The following is a 15322-nucleotide window of genomic DNA, read 5'->3' on the forward strand; positions in this document are numbered from 1 at the left end:
CATGCTCGTCCTGCGCTCGCTCCTTTTCAACGTCCTGTTCTATCTGAACCTGATCCTGTGGCTGATCTTCGCGGCGTTGCCCGCGCTTGTCCTGCCGCGGCGCTACATGCTGTGGGTCGCCCTGTCCTGGGCGCGCAGTGCGTTGTGGCTCATGCGGGTCACGGCTGGAACCCGCTACGAGATTACCGGTCTCGAGAATATTCCGCAGGGCGGCATGATGGTGGCCGCGAAACACCAGTCGTTCTGGGAGACGTTCGCGCTCGTCACCATCTTCCAGGACCCGGTCTTCATCTTGAAACGCGAATTGACCTGGATCCCGTTCTTCGGCTGGTGCCTGTGGAAGATGCGCATGATCCCGGTCAATCGTGGCGCGCGGGCACGGGCGCTTTCGCATGTGACCCGCCGCGCCAAGGTCGAGCTCGGCCAGAACGGCCGCCAGCTCCTGATCTTCCCGGAAGGAACGCGCCGTCCGGCAGGGGCGCCGCCGGCTTACAAGTTCGGAGTCGCGCATCTCTATGCCGAGCTCGGCGTGCCCTGTGTGCCGGTCGCGCTCAATTCGGGGCTCTACTGGCCGCGCCGCAAATTCTTGCGCCGGCCCGGAACGATTCGCGTCGAGATCCTGCCGCCTATCCTGCCCGGCATGTCGAAGGAAGCCTTCCAGGCACAGCTGCAGGATCGCATCGAGACTGCGAGCGACAGGCTACTTGCGACGGGGCGCGGCGAACTCGCCAGGATCGGGCAGGACCCCCTCGCTTAGACGAGCCCCGGCGACGCATTCGGCCCGCAAGGTGGGTCATGCTTGACAGGCGGTCAAATCTGTTCTCTTTTTGTTCGGAACAAAGGAGGAACAAATGGCTGTTCTCGCCCTTAAGCTGGACGAATGGAGCGCCAAACCCGGTGCAGACGCGCGCGAAATGCCGCTGCGCAGCGCCGCGGGATTGGGCGAACGGCGCTTCACGGCCTGGCGTGGCCGATCAGGGCGGCGCTATGTCGCCTCGGTCTTTTCGGTCACCGACGATCACGCGCTCGGCTTCAGCGATGCCGTGCTGCTCGCGGTATCCGAGGACCGGCAGATCATCGCGGCGCGCGAGAGCGGTCCCTTCGGGATTGAGGCTGCGCTGACGCGCTGGCGCCGGTCGGTCGTGCTTGCCGGGGCGAGCGAGATCCATATCCATCTGCTCGCGGAGGACGGCTTGAGTCGTCGGGCTGCATTGCTCGACCTGATGCCGCAGGTGTGAGGCTCAGAGCGACGGGCGCGGCTCGGGCAGACCTGGCGCCAGCACATGGGCGAGATGGCTCAGGACCGGGTCGAAGATGCCCATCTTGCGCAGGTGATCATGCGTCCGCAGGACATAGTCGGGGTTCTCTCCGGAGCTTCCGCGGCCCTGGCGCACCAGTTTGAGCAATTCCTCGGCCGGCAGGCGGCCGGCATATTGCAGGTGTTTGCGGTCGGCCACATAGACCAGCGCCCGGATACGGCGGCCATCCTCGAGCCTGACGGGCAGATGGCGTTCGAGATAGACGGAGGTCGCCTGCTCGCGCTCGCGCAGATAGGCGATGGTCTCGACGGCATGGGCGGGCGCCACCCTGAAGGCGAGCCCTCGGCAAATGCCGCCACGATCGAGCCCAAGCACGAGCCCCGGCCGTTCGGGGGTGCCGCGATGGACATGCGAGAAGACGCAGAGCGAGCGGTGATAGCCGTTGAGCCGGGCCGCTACGCTTTCCTCGAAGGTGAAGCCGGGGCGCCAGATCAACGAACCGTAGCCGAAGACCCAGAGATCGTCAGAAGCTGCATTCGCTGTCATCGTTATCCCACAGTTTCGCCGTCAGAAGCTGCTTGACGAAGGAAGCGTTCGAATCGGCCGAGAGAATGGCGGGTCTGGCGCTTCCTGCGACCGGGAGCTAACAATCCGGCCGCTTTCGCGCAATGGATCGCTGCTGCATGACCGACATCCCTTCCGAGCGCCGCCGAGGCCGCTTCTGGCTTTATGCGCCCTTCGCCCTGCTCGTGCTGCTGGCCTTGGCCTGGTCCGGCTTCTGGTTCGTCGTCAAAGGGCGGGTGGTCGAGGGGCTTGATCGCGTTGTTGCCCGCGAGGCCCAGATGGGGCGGACCTGGACCTGCAGCGATCGTTCCGTCGCAGGCTTTCCCTTTCGGATCGAGGTCCGCTGCGCGGGGTTGACGCTGACCTCGTCGCGCTGGGGCGATACGGTCAAGGTCGAGACTGGCCCCAGTGTGGCGGTCGGGCAGATCTATACGCCCGGCCTCGTCATCCTGGAGGTGAAGGGGCCGCTGCAGGCTGCCCTGCCTGAAGGCCGCAAACTTGATCTCGGCTGGAGTCAGTTCGAGGCCAGCCTGGCGTTGAAGGAGCGTGAGCCCGAGCGTTTCTCCATGGTGCTGGTCGAGCCGAATGCGACCTTGACCACGCCCGGCGCGAGCAATGAAACCTGGCGCGCCAATCAGCTGGACGTGCATCTGCGCCGGAACCCGGCGCGGTTTGCGACCGAGCAGGTGGCGGATCTTGCGCTGACAGCGAAAGGCTCGGTGCTGCCCGCGCTCGATGCGCTGCTCGGAACCACTGAACCTGGTGATGTCGAGATGCAGGCGAGCCTGACGCAATCGCTGGCGTTCAAGGCCGGGTTCAACCCCGATGCTCTCGAAACCTGGCGCACCACCGGGGGGCAGATCGAACTGACGCGACTGCTGATGATAAAGGGGGCTGCCCGGCTCGAGGCGAGCGGGCGTCTGCTGCTCGACCAGACGCATCGCATGTCCGGTCAGATCGATGCCGGTGTCGCGGGCATCGACCGGATTGGCGGCATGAAGGTCGGTGGTCTTGCCGCCGGTCTTGGCGGGCTGCTCGGAGGCAAGCCGAGCGGCGGCACACCCGGGTTGACGCCTCTGCCGCCGGTCGTCCTGCGCGAGGGCCGGGTCTATCTCGGGCCGTTCCGGCTGCCCCTGCAGCCCTTGGCGCCGCTCTACTGAACAGAAAAGGGGGGCGTCACCGCCCCCCTTTTTGTATCGTGCTGCCGAAGGATTCAGGTCTCAGTTCGCCGGCAGGGCGGCGCGCGGTGCTTCGATCCTGGTCAGGGCCTTCTTGACCGCCTCCTGCACCTTTTCAAAGGCGCGAACTTCGATCTGCCGGACGCGTTCGCGCGAAACCCCGAATTCCTCGGAGAGTTGCTCGAGCGTGATCGGGTCATCGGCCAGGCGCCGAGCCTCGAAGATCCGGCGTTCGCGCGGATTGAGTACGGTCAGTGCTTCGCGCAGCGCCTGGTGGCGGTTGTCGCTTTCCTCGGAATCGGCCAGGCGACGTTCCTGGCTTTCGCTGTCGTCAACGAGCCAGTCCTGCCATTCGCCCTCGCCATCCTCGCGCAACGGCGTGTTCAGCGACGCATCGCCGCCGAGACGGCGGTTCATGTCGATGACGTCCTGCTCGTTGACGCCGAGCTTGGTCGCGATCGTCTTGACCTGATCCGGCTTGAGATCTCCCTCGCCAAGCGCCGAAATCTTGCTCTTCGCCTTGCGCAGGTTGAAGAACAGCTTCTTCTGGTTGGCGGTGGTGCCCATCTTCACCAGCGACCAGGAGCGCAGGATGTATTCCTGGATCGAGGCCTTGATCCACCACATGGCATAGGTTGCAAGACGGAAGCCCTTGTCGGGCTCGAAGCGCTTGACCGCCTGCATCAGGCCGACATTGCCTTCGGACACGACTTCGCCGATCGGCAGGCCGTAGCCGCGATAGCCCATGGCGATCTTGGCCACCAGCCGCAGATGCGAGGTGACGAGCTTATGCGCCGCATCGCGGTCGCCATGCTCGCGCCAGCTCTTGGCGAGCATGTATTCCTCGCTCGGCTCCAGCATCGGGAACTTGCGAATTTCTTCGAGATAACGTGAAAGTCCGCCCTCCGCGGACATGACGGGCAGCGATGCAATCGCCATGCTCGTTCTCCTTTCCTGGCTCCCGCTTCGCGGCAAGCCAACCGCGCGAACGACCCTCGCGCAGGTTTTGGATGATGTGCCTGAACCAACGCGCGAACCCTGTGACGGTTCGTCGGACCCGGCCCCATGCGGCGCCCCTTAAGCCATCCGCATCCAAGCCCCATTATATGCCAATGGAGCTTGGCGGAAAGTGGGCGAAGTGGCCAGATTAGCTCACAGGGCCGCGAGTTCCGCTTGCATATTTGCAAAATCGACGGGCGGAGGCGCTTCGAAATACATGTCCTCTTCCGTCACAGGATGGGCAAAGCCGAGTACCGTGGCATGGAGTGCCTGCCGGCCGAGGGCGGCCAGCGCATCGCGTGCGCGGTCGGGAAGGCGGCTTGCCTTGGTCATGTAGCCTGAGCCGTAGAGCTGGTCGCCCAGCAAGGGATGGCCGAGATGGCTCATATGGACGCGGATCTGATGCGTGCGGCCGGTTTCCAGCCTGCACTCGATCAGGCTGGCCAGGGCTTCGGTCTCCTCCTGTCCACGAAGCAGCGGCGGATAGCGCTCCAGGACGGTGAAGTGGGTGATTGCCTCGCGGCCGCGGCCTTCGGCAACGACCGCCATCTTCTCGCGGTTGCGGTGCGAACGTTCGAGTGCGGCCTCGATCGTGCCATGCGGCCGGCGCGGCGTACCCCAGACCAGCGCGAGATAGGCGCGCTCCAGCGGCCCGGTGCGGCCATGGTCGGCAAACTGCTTGGCAAGTCCCTGATGGGCCTTGTCGGTCTTGGCCACGACAAGAAGCCCGCTGGTATCCTTGTCGAGCCGATGCACGATGCCGGGCCGTCTGACGCCGCCAATGCCGGAGAGGCTGTCTCCGCAATGAGCGATCAACGCATTGACCAACGTGCCGTCCTCATGTCCCCCCGCGGGATGGACGACGAGGCCGGCCGGCTTGTTGATCACGATCAGGGCATCGTCCTCATAGACGACCTCGAGCGGAATCGATTGGCCCACGGGCGCGGGTGGCCTGGCCGCAGGCATGACCAGGGTCAGGACGTCGCCGGCGGCGACCTTTCGGCTCGGATCGCCTGCGACCGCGCCGTTGAGGCTCACACCCCCCTCCCGGATGACCTGCTGCAGGCGGGCGCGTGAGATTTCGCCGGCAAGCATGGCGAGCGCCTTGTCGAGGCGCATTCCTGCCTGCTCCGGAGCGACATGCAGGCTGACGCCCTCTGCGTTGTCCGGGGAGGTCGATAGTGGGGCAGTTGGTTCGGTGTTCATGCAGACCGCTATAAGGGGCGGGAGGGAGACCCGCACCCCTTTTCGCGCGCTCGCCCGTGCTGACGCGGCGTGCGCTCCGGCCGGTGCGCTCGCCGATTAGCCGAAGAGGCGGAATTTTGCCTTGGCGGCCGCGGCGGGTTGAACGTCCTCCGGGCCCGGATCGTCCGGGGCGTGCGATACCGGGAAGATCACCGGGGACGGCCGATGATCGCGGACCGAGGCTGAGGTTGCAGGAGCCGCTGCCGCCTCGATGACCGGAGTTGGGAGCTTGGCCGCGACGGCCGGTTCAACCTTGGCGACAGGCTCGGTCGCAGGCTTCTCGTCCCCCGCAGGCTTCGCCGGCTCGGTTTTCGCAGGCTCAGGTGCGACGAGCGTTGCCTGCTCGATCACTGGTTCGGCGGTCTCGACGGTTGCCATCGTCTCGGCACGCCCTTCCAGCAGCGGCGCGGAATCGTCGAGATCGGCCAGCACATCGTCGATTGCCGGTGCCTGGCTGCCGAGCGTCGCCGGAGGAACCGTCCAGACGAAGGCATCGAGGCGCCCGGAGATTGGCGAGACGGGCAGCCAATGGTCAGACACCAGTCCGTCCGCGACCCAGGCCGCGTCACGCGGCGCGCGTGTGGCGCGCGAGAGCCATTCGCGAACCCGGCCGGCCGAACCATGTTCGGCCTCTTCGAGTTCGGCCATGAGCAGGCAGACGCGGACGGACGCGCCGCCGGCCAGCAGCGGCTTCAGCGCCTGGCGGGCCTTGGCGAAATCACGGGCATGGATCGCCGCGCCGGCCAGAGCCAGCACGCCTTCCGGGTCGGCCGGACGGAACCTTACGAGCGTTTCGGCCCGTGCGAGCCGGTCCTGCGCGCTGTCGCCGGGGCGCACGTCGAGATAAGCGGCGGCGATGTCGGGATGCGGCACCTCGCGCCAGGCGGCTTCGAGCAGCTTGGCGGCCTTTCGGATATCGCCGCGCTCGGCGAGCATACGCCCTGCAAGGGCAGCTGCCGGAGTGAGGCCCGGGGCGAGTTTTGTCGCTTCCAGGGCGGCGGCCAAGGCCTTCTCCGGTTCGCTGCCCTTCGCGTCGAGGGCCTCCGCCGCCAGCAGCACGGCGCGCTGGCGCTTGGCATCCGCCTTTTCGGCGAGGCGCAGGGCGGCGCGGCGTTCGACGGCTGTGCGCGCTGCTTGCCAGTCTCCGGCGCTGGTGTGGAAATCGAGCAGCGCGTCATTGGCCCAGGCGAGCGAGGGGGAGCGCCGCACGGCGTCGTCCGCGAAGGCGCGCGCAGCCGTCATGTCGCCACGGCGGCGGGCCTCGACGAAGAGACCGCGCAGGCCGAGCACGCGTGTTTCCGGCTTGTCGAGCATGGCCTTGAAAGCGGCTTCCGCGCGGCCCCGGTCGCCCGAGAGCTGGGCCGTCTGTGCTTCCAGCAGCAGGGTCAGCGGCTCGTTGCCGGAAAACTTGCGGGCGTCGACGGCGTAGCGGCCGGCTGCCACCGGATCACCCGCACCGATCGCGACCATGCCGCGGGAGACGGCCTCGAAGCCGCGGGCCCGACGCCGTGCTCGCGAGGCGAAACTGAAGGCCGAGGGCAGGCCGAGAATGAAGCGCACCGCGGCCCATCCGAGCATGGCAAGGAAGGCCAGAATGATGACGCCGATCGCCGCGATCGCGACGCTCGTCTCGATGCGGTAGCCCTGCCAGAGGACCGAGACCTCGCCGGGGCGGTCGGCCAGCCAGACGGCACCAACCGCGAGGCAGGCAATGACAAAGAGATAGAGCAGCACGCGAACCATTGAACGCTATCCTCCGTCAGCCACCCGCGCCGAGCGCGGCAACCGCATCCTGTGCAACCCTGCCGATCGCGGCGTCAGCGGCAGCCCGCTTCTGTAAACTGGTGCCGAACTCGGCAGTGTCCCGCCGCGCCGGCTCGGGCAATTGAGCCCAGAGGCCGGCGGCCTTGCCGAATTCGCTATGCGCAAGCGCATTCTCCAGGCGGATCACCAACGTTGCAGGGTCGTTTGCGCCGGTATCTCCGACCGGGCGAATGGTGACGACCTTGCTGGCGAGCCCAAGCAGGCGATCCTGCCAATCCTTGGCGGCTGGCGTCATTTCACGATCGAACATGGCGCGATGAACCCGGAATTGCGCCAGCAGCGCATCCTGCGTCGGTGCGCCGGTCGTGGCGACGGCGGAAAGGGCGGCCAGTTGTTCGGCCGAGCCGCCCCCCTTGCCGAGAGCCGCGATATCGGCCGTGAAGGGCCGGCCCGCGGAAAGCGCGCCCTGGATGCGTTCGGCGAGCACGATGCGCGCGGCGGCAAACGCCTGCGGGCTCGGCGAGGCCGCGGACTTGGCCAGCGTCTCGACGGTGCCGAGGCGTTGCGTCAGCCCGGCGATGGCCGAGCTGTTCTCGGCCGTGGCTGGGGCAGGAGCGTTTGCGAGTTCCGCCAGCCGTGCCGCGACGGTCTTTGCCTCCGCGGCGGCATTGGCGGCGGCTTCCGATGTCGCACTCACCCGGCGATCGAGCGCCTCCAGCGCTGCGCGCTGCGGCAGGCTTGTGACAGCACTTTGCAGATTGGTCGTCGTGCGCTGCAGGGTCTCGATGCGCCCCTTCAGCTCGGCGATCTGCTGTTCGCTGGTATCGGGCGTCGCGCGGGAACCAACCAGTGTCATGAGACCCGCCCCAAGGATGCCGCCGATCAGGCCGGTCGCGGCCAGAGCAGCCCATGGCAGCCGCGGAGGGGGAGATGGCTCACCCGAAGTGGGCGGCGCTGGCTCGGATGGAGCCAAGCCAACGGGCTCGGGCGCCGGAGATGTGCTCCCGGGTGCGAATTCACTGGTTGGCGGGGCTGCGGGGGGAGCCTGGTCAGTCTCTGATGAAGCGGTTTCCGATGCCGCGGTCACCGCCTCCTCGACCTTGCCGTCGATGGTCGGGGGAGTTCGCCGGTGGCGTCCGCGCGGCGTGGCTGTCTGCGGCTCGCTCATCGCATCCTTGTCCGTCTCGACGCCGGCCGGCGCGGTCACGGCCTGTCTAACATCCCCAGCGCGACGATTGCGAGCGGTCACTTGATCCAGTGCGGCCAGCAGGGCCGCTTCTTCCGGGTATTCGGCGACCAGGACCGTGCTGGCGCCTGCTGCGATCAAGGGGGCCGCAACCTCCGCCGAAAGCGTGACATGCGTCAGTTCCAGCGCCTGTTGACTGAGAGCGGAGGCGCGTGTCAGGGCGAGGAAGGTCTGGGCGCCGCGTGGTGAATAGTGAAGCGCGGCTTCGGCGCGCCCGTCCCGCAGGTTGGCTGCGGCCACTTCAGGCAGGCTGGGCTTGGCTTCTGCCGCATAGGCCGTCCAGTTCGCAATCTCGTAGCCGGCCTTGCCCAGGCGCTCCGCGATATCGTCATGCCGGTCCCGGCCAGCGACCAGAAGCAGGCGTGCTGGCGTGGCGATGTTGCGCTGGATCAGAGCGATCAGGTCGTTGCGGTCGCCATCGGCACTGCGGGCATCCTCGAAACCGGCGTCGCGCATCTTCGCGGCCGTCCGCGCCCCGACGGTGAAAACCGGCAGGTCCCGCCAGGCGGCTGGCGCGTCGGCGAGTGCCGGTACGGCATTGCCACTGGTCAGGATCAACGCCGCGAACGTGCCCTTGGGCACCGGCTCGGAGAGGCGGACCACGTCGAAGAGCGGCGCCACGATCGGCTCATGGCCATGGGCGGTGAGCGCGCGGGCGCTGCGTTCGGCATCCGCCTGCGGTCTGAACACGAATACGCGCATGCGCCCTCCTGTCGCGTCGTTGGCGTTCATGGAACGCCCGGCCTCATGAGTAGATCCCCGCCGGAGCCCTGGCGCGCAAGGCGCGTCCGAGTTCGGCGCCACGTTCCGCGGCCTCGCCGACGGGACCGCTGCAGCTATCTTCGGCCACCGCTGTGCCGTCGGGCGAGAGCAGCAGCCCGCGCAAATGGAAGCGGTCGCCCTCGACGGTGGCATGACCAGCGATCGGTGTCCGGCAGGAACCATCGAGCTCGGTCAGGAAGGCGCGTTCGGCGGCGAGTGCGATGCCGGTGTCGCGGCAAAGGATTGGCTGCACGGCCTCCGCGCTTGCGGTGTCGCCGACGCGAACCGCAACCGCGATTGCACCCTGGCCGACGGCCGGAAGCGATTCCTCGATGGAAAGGATGCCGCTCGCCTTGTCGGCCAGCCCAAGCCGTTTCAGTCCGGCGATGGCGAGCAAGGTGGCATCGATCTCGCCACTCGCCACCTTCTCCAGCCGCCTTGCGACATTGCCGCGCAGCAGGACGATCTCGAGATCGGGCCGGATGCGCCTTAGCATGGCCTGGCGGCGCAGCGAGGCCGAACCGACGACCGCGCCCTGCGGCAGGTCCGCAACGCGGGAAATGCCACGTGCGATCAACGCATCGCGCACATCCTCGCGGGGGAGATAGCCAGCGATGGTGAGGCCGTCGGGCAATTTGGTGGGAAGATCCTTGGCGGAGTGGACAGCGTAGTCGATCCGGCTCTCGATCTGAGCCTGGTCGATCTCCTTGGTGAACAGACCCTTTCCGCCGGCCCCCGAGAGCGGGCGATCGCGAATGGAGTCCCCCGTCGTGACGATGATTTCGAGCGGCAGTTCTTCCTGTGCCCAGCCGTGAGCCTCGGCGAGGCGGCGCGCGAACTCATTGGCCTGCGCCAAGGCCAGGGGGCTGCCGCGCGTGCCGATGACAAAGCGGCCGACCTGGCGCCCGCGAACCGAAGCTGGGATCTCGTTCATTCTGTTTGCGTCTTCCTGATGCCGGCCGCTGGCCGGCGAACTCCACGGCCTCTTGGCCTTATGCTCCGTGGCGCACTATACGAGGGAATCCCCGGCGCGAAACCGTCGGAGCTTCGCCCGCCTCTCCTTGTGGCCTGTTCCGGCCGAAACCTGTCCGAGATTTGTCGATCGATCATGCGCGTTCTGGGGATAGAGACGACTTGTGACGAGACCGCGGCTGCAATCGTTGGCGTTGATCGCGCCGGCGAAGCCAAAATCCTGTCCAACGAGATCCTGAGTCAGATCGCCGCACATGCGGCTTATGGTGGCGTGGTGCCGGAGATCGCGGCGCGTGCGCATGTCGAGGCCATCGATCGAATCGTTGCTCGCGCCTTCGCGAATGCAGGACTCAAGCCCTCGGAGATCGACGCTGTCGCCGCTGCGGCCGGGCCGGGGCTGGTCGGCGGCGTCATGGTCGGGCTGACCACGGCAAAGGCGATCGCGCTGGTGACCGGCCGCCCCTTCATTGCGGTGAATCATCTCGAAGCGCATGCGCTGACGGCGCGGCTGACCGACGACGTTGCCTTTCCCTATCTGCTGCTGCTGGTCTCGGGCGGCCATACGCAGCTCCTGGCGGTGCGCGGCGTCGGCGACTATCTGCGCCTCGGAGGCACCATCGACGACGCTGTCGGCGAGGCTTTCGACAAGATCGCAAAGATGCTCGGCCTGGCCTATCCGGGCGGCCCCTCGGTCGAGCGGGAAGCCGAGAAGGGCGATCCCGAACGCTTCGAGTTTCCGCGGCCCATGGCCGGGCGCCCCAATCCCGATTTTTCGCTTTCCGGTCTCAAGACTGCGGTCAGGCTGGTGGCCGAACGGATTGCGCCGCTTTCGGACCGCGATGTCGCCGATCTCTGCGCCTCCTTCCAGGCCGCAGTCGTCGACGTGCTGGTCGACCGCACGCGGGCTGGTCTGCGCGCTTGCCGCGGTGCCGGGATCATGCCCACGGCCTTGGTGGTCGCCGGTGGCGTTGCCGCCAACCAACCGATCCGGCGCGGACTGACCCGGTTTGCGACCGAGGCCGGGCTGCCGATGGTCGCGCCACCGGTCGCGCTTTGCGGCGATAATGGCGCGATGATCGCATGGGCCGGGCTTGAGAGGCTGAGGCTCGGGCTGGTCGACGACATGAGCGCGGTTGCCCGGCCACGCTGGCCGCTGGACGAACTCAAGGCCAAAGCGTGATCCGTGAGCGACGTGAGCGCGCTAAGATGAGCAAGGCCTTCCAGACGATCGGAGTCGTTGGCGGCGGCTCCTTCGGTGCCGCACTGGCTCTGGCCGCGGCACGCGCCGGGCGAAACGTGCTGCTCTGGGCGCGCGATCCCGACGCGATCGCGGCCATGCGCGAACGCCGTGAGGTACCGCGCCTGCCCGGCGCGACACTGCCCGCCGCCGTATCGCCGGTTACCGACCTTGCCGCGCTTGCCGATGCACAGGCGCTGATCCTCGCTGTTCCGACCCAGGCGCTGCGACAGGTCTGCACCGCGCTCGCGCAGGCCTTGCCGGATGGCGTCCCGACGATCTCGGCGGCCAAGGGCATCGAGCAGAAGAGCGGCTTGTTCACGACGCAAATCATCGCCGAGCTTTGGCCCGGTGCGGTGCCGGCTATCCTGTCCGGTCCGAGCTTCGCCGCCGATATCGCGCGCGGGTTGCCGACGGCGCTGACACTGGCAGCGCGCGAGGCCGATCTGGCGCAGGATCTGGCTGAGGCGCTGAGTTCCGCGTCCTTTCGCATCTATCACGGCGTCGACATCCGTGGCGTCGAGATCGGCGGAGCGGCGAAGAACGTCCTGGCTATCGCAGCGGGGATCACAATCGGGCTTGGCTATGGCGAGAGCGCCCGTGCCGCGCTGGTGGCGCGCGGCTTTGCCGAACTCAGGCGCTTCGGCGAGGCTTTTGGTGCGCAGCCGGAAACGTTGATGGGGCTTTCGGGACTGGGCGATGTCGTGCTCTCCTGCGCTTCGGCGCAGTCACGCAATTTCGCCTATGGGTTGGCGCTCGGCCAGGGCAAGACACCGGCCGAAGCCGCTGGAGGCAAACTGGCCGAGGGCGCCTTCACGACGTCGGTCCTGGCAGAGATGGCGCAGGCACGCGGCATCGAGACGCCCATCGCCGAGGCCGTTGCGGCCATTATCGCCGAACGCATCGGCGTCCGCGAAGCGGTCACGGGATTGCTGGCGCGACCGGTCCGGGCGGAGAACTGAGTTGGCCCGAAGGCCCCTGCGACGCGCGGTCATGCTGTTGAGCGCAGGTCTCGTGTTTGTCTTGGGGGTGGAGTTCCTGCAGGTCACCCGAACGGTTCCTGAGCTCGCGGCTCCCCATGAACAGGCAACCCGCGTCCTCATCGAGAAGGCTGCACGCCAGCTGACCTTGGAACGGGACGGTCGCGTGCTGGCACGCTATTCGGTGGCGCTGGGTTCGGATCCGGTCGGCGATAAGGCGAAAGAGGGCGACGGCCGGACCCCGGAGGGCGTCTACGACATCGATTTCAAGCACCCGCGCAGCCGCTATCACCTCGCGCTTCGCATCTCCTATCCTGATCGTCTGGATCGCGAGGACGCCAAGCGCGCTGGTGTCGCCCCCGGCGGCGACATCATGATCCACGGCATTCGCAACGGACTTGGCTGGCTGGGCCGGCTGCACCTCAGCCGCGACTGGACGGATGGCTGCATTGCGGTCACCAATGCCGAGATTCGCGGGATCTGGGCGCGCGTTGCGCAAGGGACTCGGGTCGAGATCCGGCCGTAACGCAGTGACGTGGCAGAGGCAGAAATGGCAGGCGACTGGTCGGATCTGAGCAAGCGGGTGGCGCGCGGCGTCGCTGAAGTGAGGAAGACCACCGGCTCGGAGCTGGTTGCCGAGAGCATGCCGGTGGCGCTGGCCGGGCGTGTGCCCGCCGGACCAGTGATCCAGCATCGACGGCGGCGCGGTGACGACACCCACCGCTTCGTGCTGATTCTGCCCTTCGGGGAAGGCGAGGTCAGGGTCGAACTCGGCCCGCAGGACTACGCTGCGCTGACGCGCGAGATGGTGCGTTTCTGGAACGAACAGGGCGAGGCCGCGCTGCGTCCGCCTGCTCCGACGAAAGAGGATGACGTCTGATGGCTCACTGGCTGGTCAAATCCGAACCATCCGTCTGGTCCTGGGACGACCAGGTCAAGGCGGGTGCCAAGGGCACGCATTGGGATGGCGTGAAGAATCATACGGCCAAGCTCAATTTGATGGCGATGAAGCTGGGCGATCAGGTCTTCTTCTACCATTCGAACGAGGGGCTCGAGGTCGTCGGCATCGTCGAGGTCATCAAGGAGCATTATATCGCCAATCCGGGCGAGCCCTGGGTCTATGTCGACTTCAAGGCGGTGAAGCCGCTGCCGAAGCCTGTGACCCTTGCTCAGGTGAAGGCCACGCCGGAACTCGCCAAGATGGCGCTGGTCACGTCCTTCCGCCTGTCGGTGCAACCGGTGACCGATGATGAATGGGCACTGGTCTGCAAGATGGGCGGGCTCTGAGCGCCTCTTGCGGTCGCGGGATTGATGCCATAACTATACCGTCCAGACGGTATAGTTATGGAGGTTGGATTTGCGTGGCAGCAAGAAGGCCGCATTGCTCGAGGCAGCGGGCGCGATCGTCGTCGGCGCGGGCATCGACGCCCTGACCTTCGACCGGCTCGCGACCGAAACCGGCGTGAGCAAGGGCGGTATCCTCTACCATTTCCCCGACAAGGAGCGCCTTCTGATCGCTTTGGTCGAGGGCATCGTCAGCCTTGTCGATCTTGCGATCGCCGAAGCGCTCGAGAGCGCTGCCGAACCAGATGGACCGGGCCGCTGGCTGCGCGCCTATATCCGCATTGCCTTCACTGACGGTGGCGATGTCGACCGGCTGCTCGGGATCCTGCTGGCCGGATTGCCTCCGGAGTCGCCGGCGCTGGCGCCCCTGCTCAGCGCCGATCGTCGCTGGCTCGAAGCAGCCTGTTCGGATGGTCTGCCGCGCGGACTGGCGATCGCCATCCGCCTTGCCGTCGACGGCGCCTTCGTCACCAAGCTCGACCCCGCCGATGCGGCGGCTGCGCGCGCGGCGCTCCTGAAGCTGACCGAGGCCGCGCCATGACGTCTGCGCCAGGCGCGGTGCCGGGGCGTGACCCGGCCATCGATGCGATCAGGGGCATCGCCCTGTTCGGCATCCTCGTCGTCAACCTGCCCTTCTTCGCCATGCCCTTCGGTTTCGGTGGCGATTGGTGGCGCACTGCCTTTCCCGGCGCCCTGGATCGGCTCGCAGTGTTCCTGATCCAGGCCCTGTTCGAGGCGAAGTTCGTTCTGATCTTCTCGTTTCTGTTCGGCTACGGCGCGGCACGGCAGATCGCAACCAACGGCGAGGGGCGCTATCGGCGTCGCCTGCTCGCACTCGGCTTGCTCGGCATCGCCCATGGGCTGCTGCTCTTCGCAGGAGACATCCTGCTCGCCTACGCGCTTCTCGGAATGATCCTGCCGCTCGCGGCCCGCTGGTCGCTGCGGCGCCTGCTCAAGGCGGCTGCCCTGATGTGGCTGCTGGCGATCCTGACCCATGCCCTGCTTGCAATCATCGGCATCATCGAGCCCGGTCCGGCCACCGGTGCGGACGCAGCCGTCGTTGCGGTGCATCGATCCGGCGATTTCCTGGCGATCGCGCGCTATCGGCTGACCGAATGGGCGATCTTCTATGGGCTGGCGCCCTTGATCACCTTGCCGCATGTCGCAGGCATGTTCTTCCTCGGGATGGCCGCATTCCGCCATCTCGGCACCGCCTCGCTGAGCAGCCTCGCTACACCGGGCGCGGCGTTGGCGCGCTTTCTCTGGCTGCCCGCCCTCGTCGGCAATTTCGCCTACGCCGCGGTGGCGATGGCGCCTCCCGGCCCGTCGAAACCGGCCTTTGCCGCAGCCGAGCTCATCCTGCGCGGCGTCTTCCCGCCGCTGATGAGCCTCGTGATGATCGGCGCCGGCCTGAGCTTCTTCAACCGGCCGCTCGGCATGCGCATTGGCCGTATCTTTCAGGCGGATGGCCGGCTGTCCCTTTCGCTCTACATGTCTGAGTCGATCGTCTGCGTGCTGATCTTTCTCGGCTACGGCCTTGGCCTTTACGGGCGCCTCGGGCCCGCGGCCTGCATGGCTGCGGCGGCCGTCATCTATGCGTCTCTGCTGGCGCTGGCGTCGCTATGGTCGCGGACATTCAGCAAGGGGCCGTTCGAGTGGTTCGTCGAGCGCATGGCAGGGCCGCGTCGCTTGCGGCAATGACGGCCAATATCGCCCGATAACCGGCAATCCCGCGCATCGCGGACCTATACGACCCTCGCCAAAAGTCTTTG

Annotated in this window: 16 protein-coding genes; 10 read left to right on the top strand and 6 right to left on the bottom strand. The window is 66.9% G+C overall.

Annotation, left to right across the window (positions count from 1 at the left end):
* The first annotated feature begins 1 nt into the window (after position 1).
* Entirely contained in the window at positions 2–757 is a 756-nt protein-coding gene (locus tag BIWAKO_RS12150) for a lysophospholipid acyltransferase family protein (protein ID WP_069878895.1), read from the top strand.
* A gap of 94 nt (positions 758–851) precedes the next feature.
* The gene (locus BIWAKO_RS12155; protein ID WP_069878896.1) at positions 852–1238 is read left to right on the top strand and encodes a hypothetical protein; all 387 of its coding nucleotides are present in this window, start codon (positions 852–854) and stop codon (positions 1236–1238) included.
* A 3-nt stretch (positions 1239–1241) separates the two neighbouring features.
* Here the strand turns inward: BIWAKO_RS12155 and BIWAKO_RS12160 are convergent, their stop codons facing one another.
* Positions 1242–1805 (bottom strand): gamma-glutamylcyclotransferase, encoded by a 564-nt coding sequence (locus BIWAKO_RS12160; protein ID WP_069878897.1) that lies wholly within the window; start codon positions 1803–1805, stop codon positions 1242–1244.
* A 137-nt stretch (positions 1806–1942) separates the two neighbouring features.
* Between BIWAKO_RS12160 and BIWAKO_RS12165 the strand changes: the two genes are divergently transcribed.
* Positions 1943–2983, top strand: coding sequence for a DUF2125 domain-containing protein (locus BIWAKO_RS12165; protein ID WP_176733305.1), 1041 nt, complete (start codon positions 1943–1945; stop codon positions 2981–2983).
* Between the two features lie 60 nt (positions 2984–3043).
* Here BIWAKO_RS12165 and rpoH read toward each other — a convergent pair whose 3' ends face one another.
* The 5 genes from rpoH to hemC form a co-directional block, all read right to left on the bottom strand.
* The gene (gene rpoH, locus BIWAKO_RS12170; RefSeq protein ID WP_043233872.1) at positions 3044–3940 is read right to left on the bottom strand and encodes an RNA polymerase sigma factor RpoH; all 897 of its coding nucleotides are present in this window, start codon (positions 3938–3940) and stop codon (positions 3044–3046) included.
* A 213-nt stretch (positions 3941–4153) separates the two neighbouring features.
* Complete coding sequence (locus BIWAKO_RS12175) at positions 4154–5119, bottom strand: RluA family pseudouridine synthase (protein WP_069878899.1); 966 nt, start codon at positions 5117–5119, stop codon at positions 4154–4156.
* 183 nt (positions 5120–5302) lie between these two features.
* Entirely contained in the window at positions 5303–6988 is a 1686-nt protein-coding gene (locus BIWAKO_RS12180; RefSeq protein WP_069878900.1) for a heme biosynthesis protein HemY, read from the bottom strand.
* A gap of 16 nt (positions 6989–7004) precedes the next feature.
* A complete protein-coding gene (locus BIWAKO_RS36365; protein WP_201788616.1) occupies positions 7005–8957 on the bottom strand; it encodes a uroporphyrinogen-III synthase in 1953 nt (650 codons plus the stop codon).
* A 43-nt stretch (positions 8958–9000) separates the two neighbouring features.
* Complete coding sequence (hemC, locus tag BIWAKO_RS12190) at positions 9001–9951, bottom strand: hydroxymethylbilane synthase (RefSeq protein WP_069878902.1); 951 nt, start codon at positions 9949–9951, stop codon at positions 9001–9003.
* Between the two features lie 174 nt (positions 9952–10125).
* Between hemC and tsaD the strand changes: the two genes are divergently transcribed.
* The 7 genes from tsaD to BIWAKO_RS12225 all read left to right on the top strand — a co-directional run bounded on the left by tsaD (position 10126) and on the right by BIWAKO_RS12225 (position 15251).
* The gene (gene tsaD / locus BIWAKO_RS12195; RefSeq protein ID WP_069878903.1) at positions 10126–11169 is read left to right on the top strand and encodes a tRNA (adenosine(37)-N6)-threonylcarbamoyltransferase complex transferase subunit TsaD; all 1044 of its coding nucleotides are present in this window, start codon (positions 10126–10128) and stop codon (positions 11167–11169) included.
* A 26-nt stretch (positions 11170–11195) separates the two neighbouring features.
* The gene (locus BIWAKO_RS12200; RefSeq protein ID WP_069878904.1) at positions 11196–12188 is read left to right on the top strand and encodes an NAD(P)H-dependent glycerol-3-phosphate dehydrogenase; all 993 of its coding nucleotides are present in this window, start codon (positions 11196–11198) and stop codon (positions 12186–12188) included.
* A gap of 1 nt (position 12189) precedes the next feature.
* Positions 12190–12732: a L,D-transpeptidase family protein gene (locus BIWAKO_RS12205; protein WP_069878905.1), complete on the top strand. Its 543-nt coding sequence runs from the start codon at positions 12190–12192 to the stop codon at positions 12730–12732.
* Positions 12733–12756: 24 nt separating this feature from the next.
* On the top strand, positions 12757–13086 hold the full coding sequence (locus BIWAKO_RS12210; RefSeq protein ID WP_069878906.1) for a hypothetical protein: 330 nt from the start codon (positions 12757–12759) through the stop codon (positions 13084–13086).
* Positions 13086–13493 carry an EVE domain-containing protein gene (locus BIWAKO_RS12215; RefSeq protein ID WP_069878907.1) on the top strand — a complete coding sequence of 136 codons (408 nt, stop codon included), beginning with the start codon at positions 13086–13088 and terminating at the stop codon, positions 13491–13493. Before BIWAKO_RS12210 ends, BIWAKO_RS12215 begins: the two co-directional genes overlap by 1 nt.
* A gap of 70 nt (positions 13494–13563) precedes the next feature.
* On the top strand, positions 13564–14091 hold the full coding sequence (locus tag BIWAKO_RS12220; RefSeq protein ID WP_176733306.1) for a TetR/AcrR family transcriptional regulator: 528 nt from the start codon (positions 13564–13566) through the stop codon (positions 14089–14091).
* Positions 14088–15251 (top strand): DUF418 domain-containing protein, encoded by a 1164-nt coding sequence (locus BIWAKO_RS12225; protein ID WP_069878909.1) that lies wholly within the window; start codon positions 14088–14090, stop codon positions 15249–15251. Before BIWAKO_RS12220 ends, BIWAKO_RS12225 begins: the two co-directional genes overlap by 4 nt.
* Positions 15252–15322: the final 71 nt, after the last annotated feature.

The organism is Bosea sp. BIWAKO-01 (genome assembly GCF_001748145.1).
Taxonomy (GTDB): domain Bacteria; phylum Pseudomonadota; class Alphaproteobacteria; order Rhizobiales; family Beijerinckiaceae; genus Allobosea.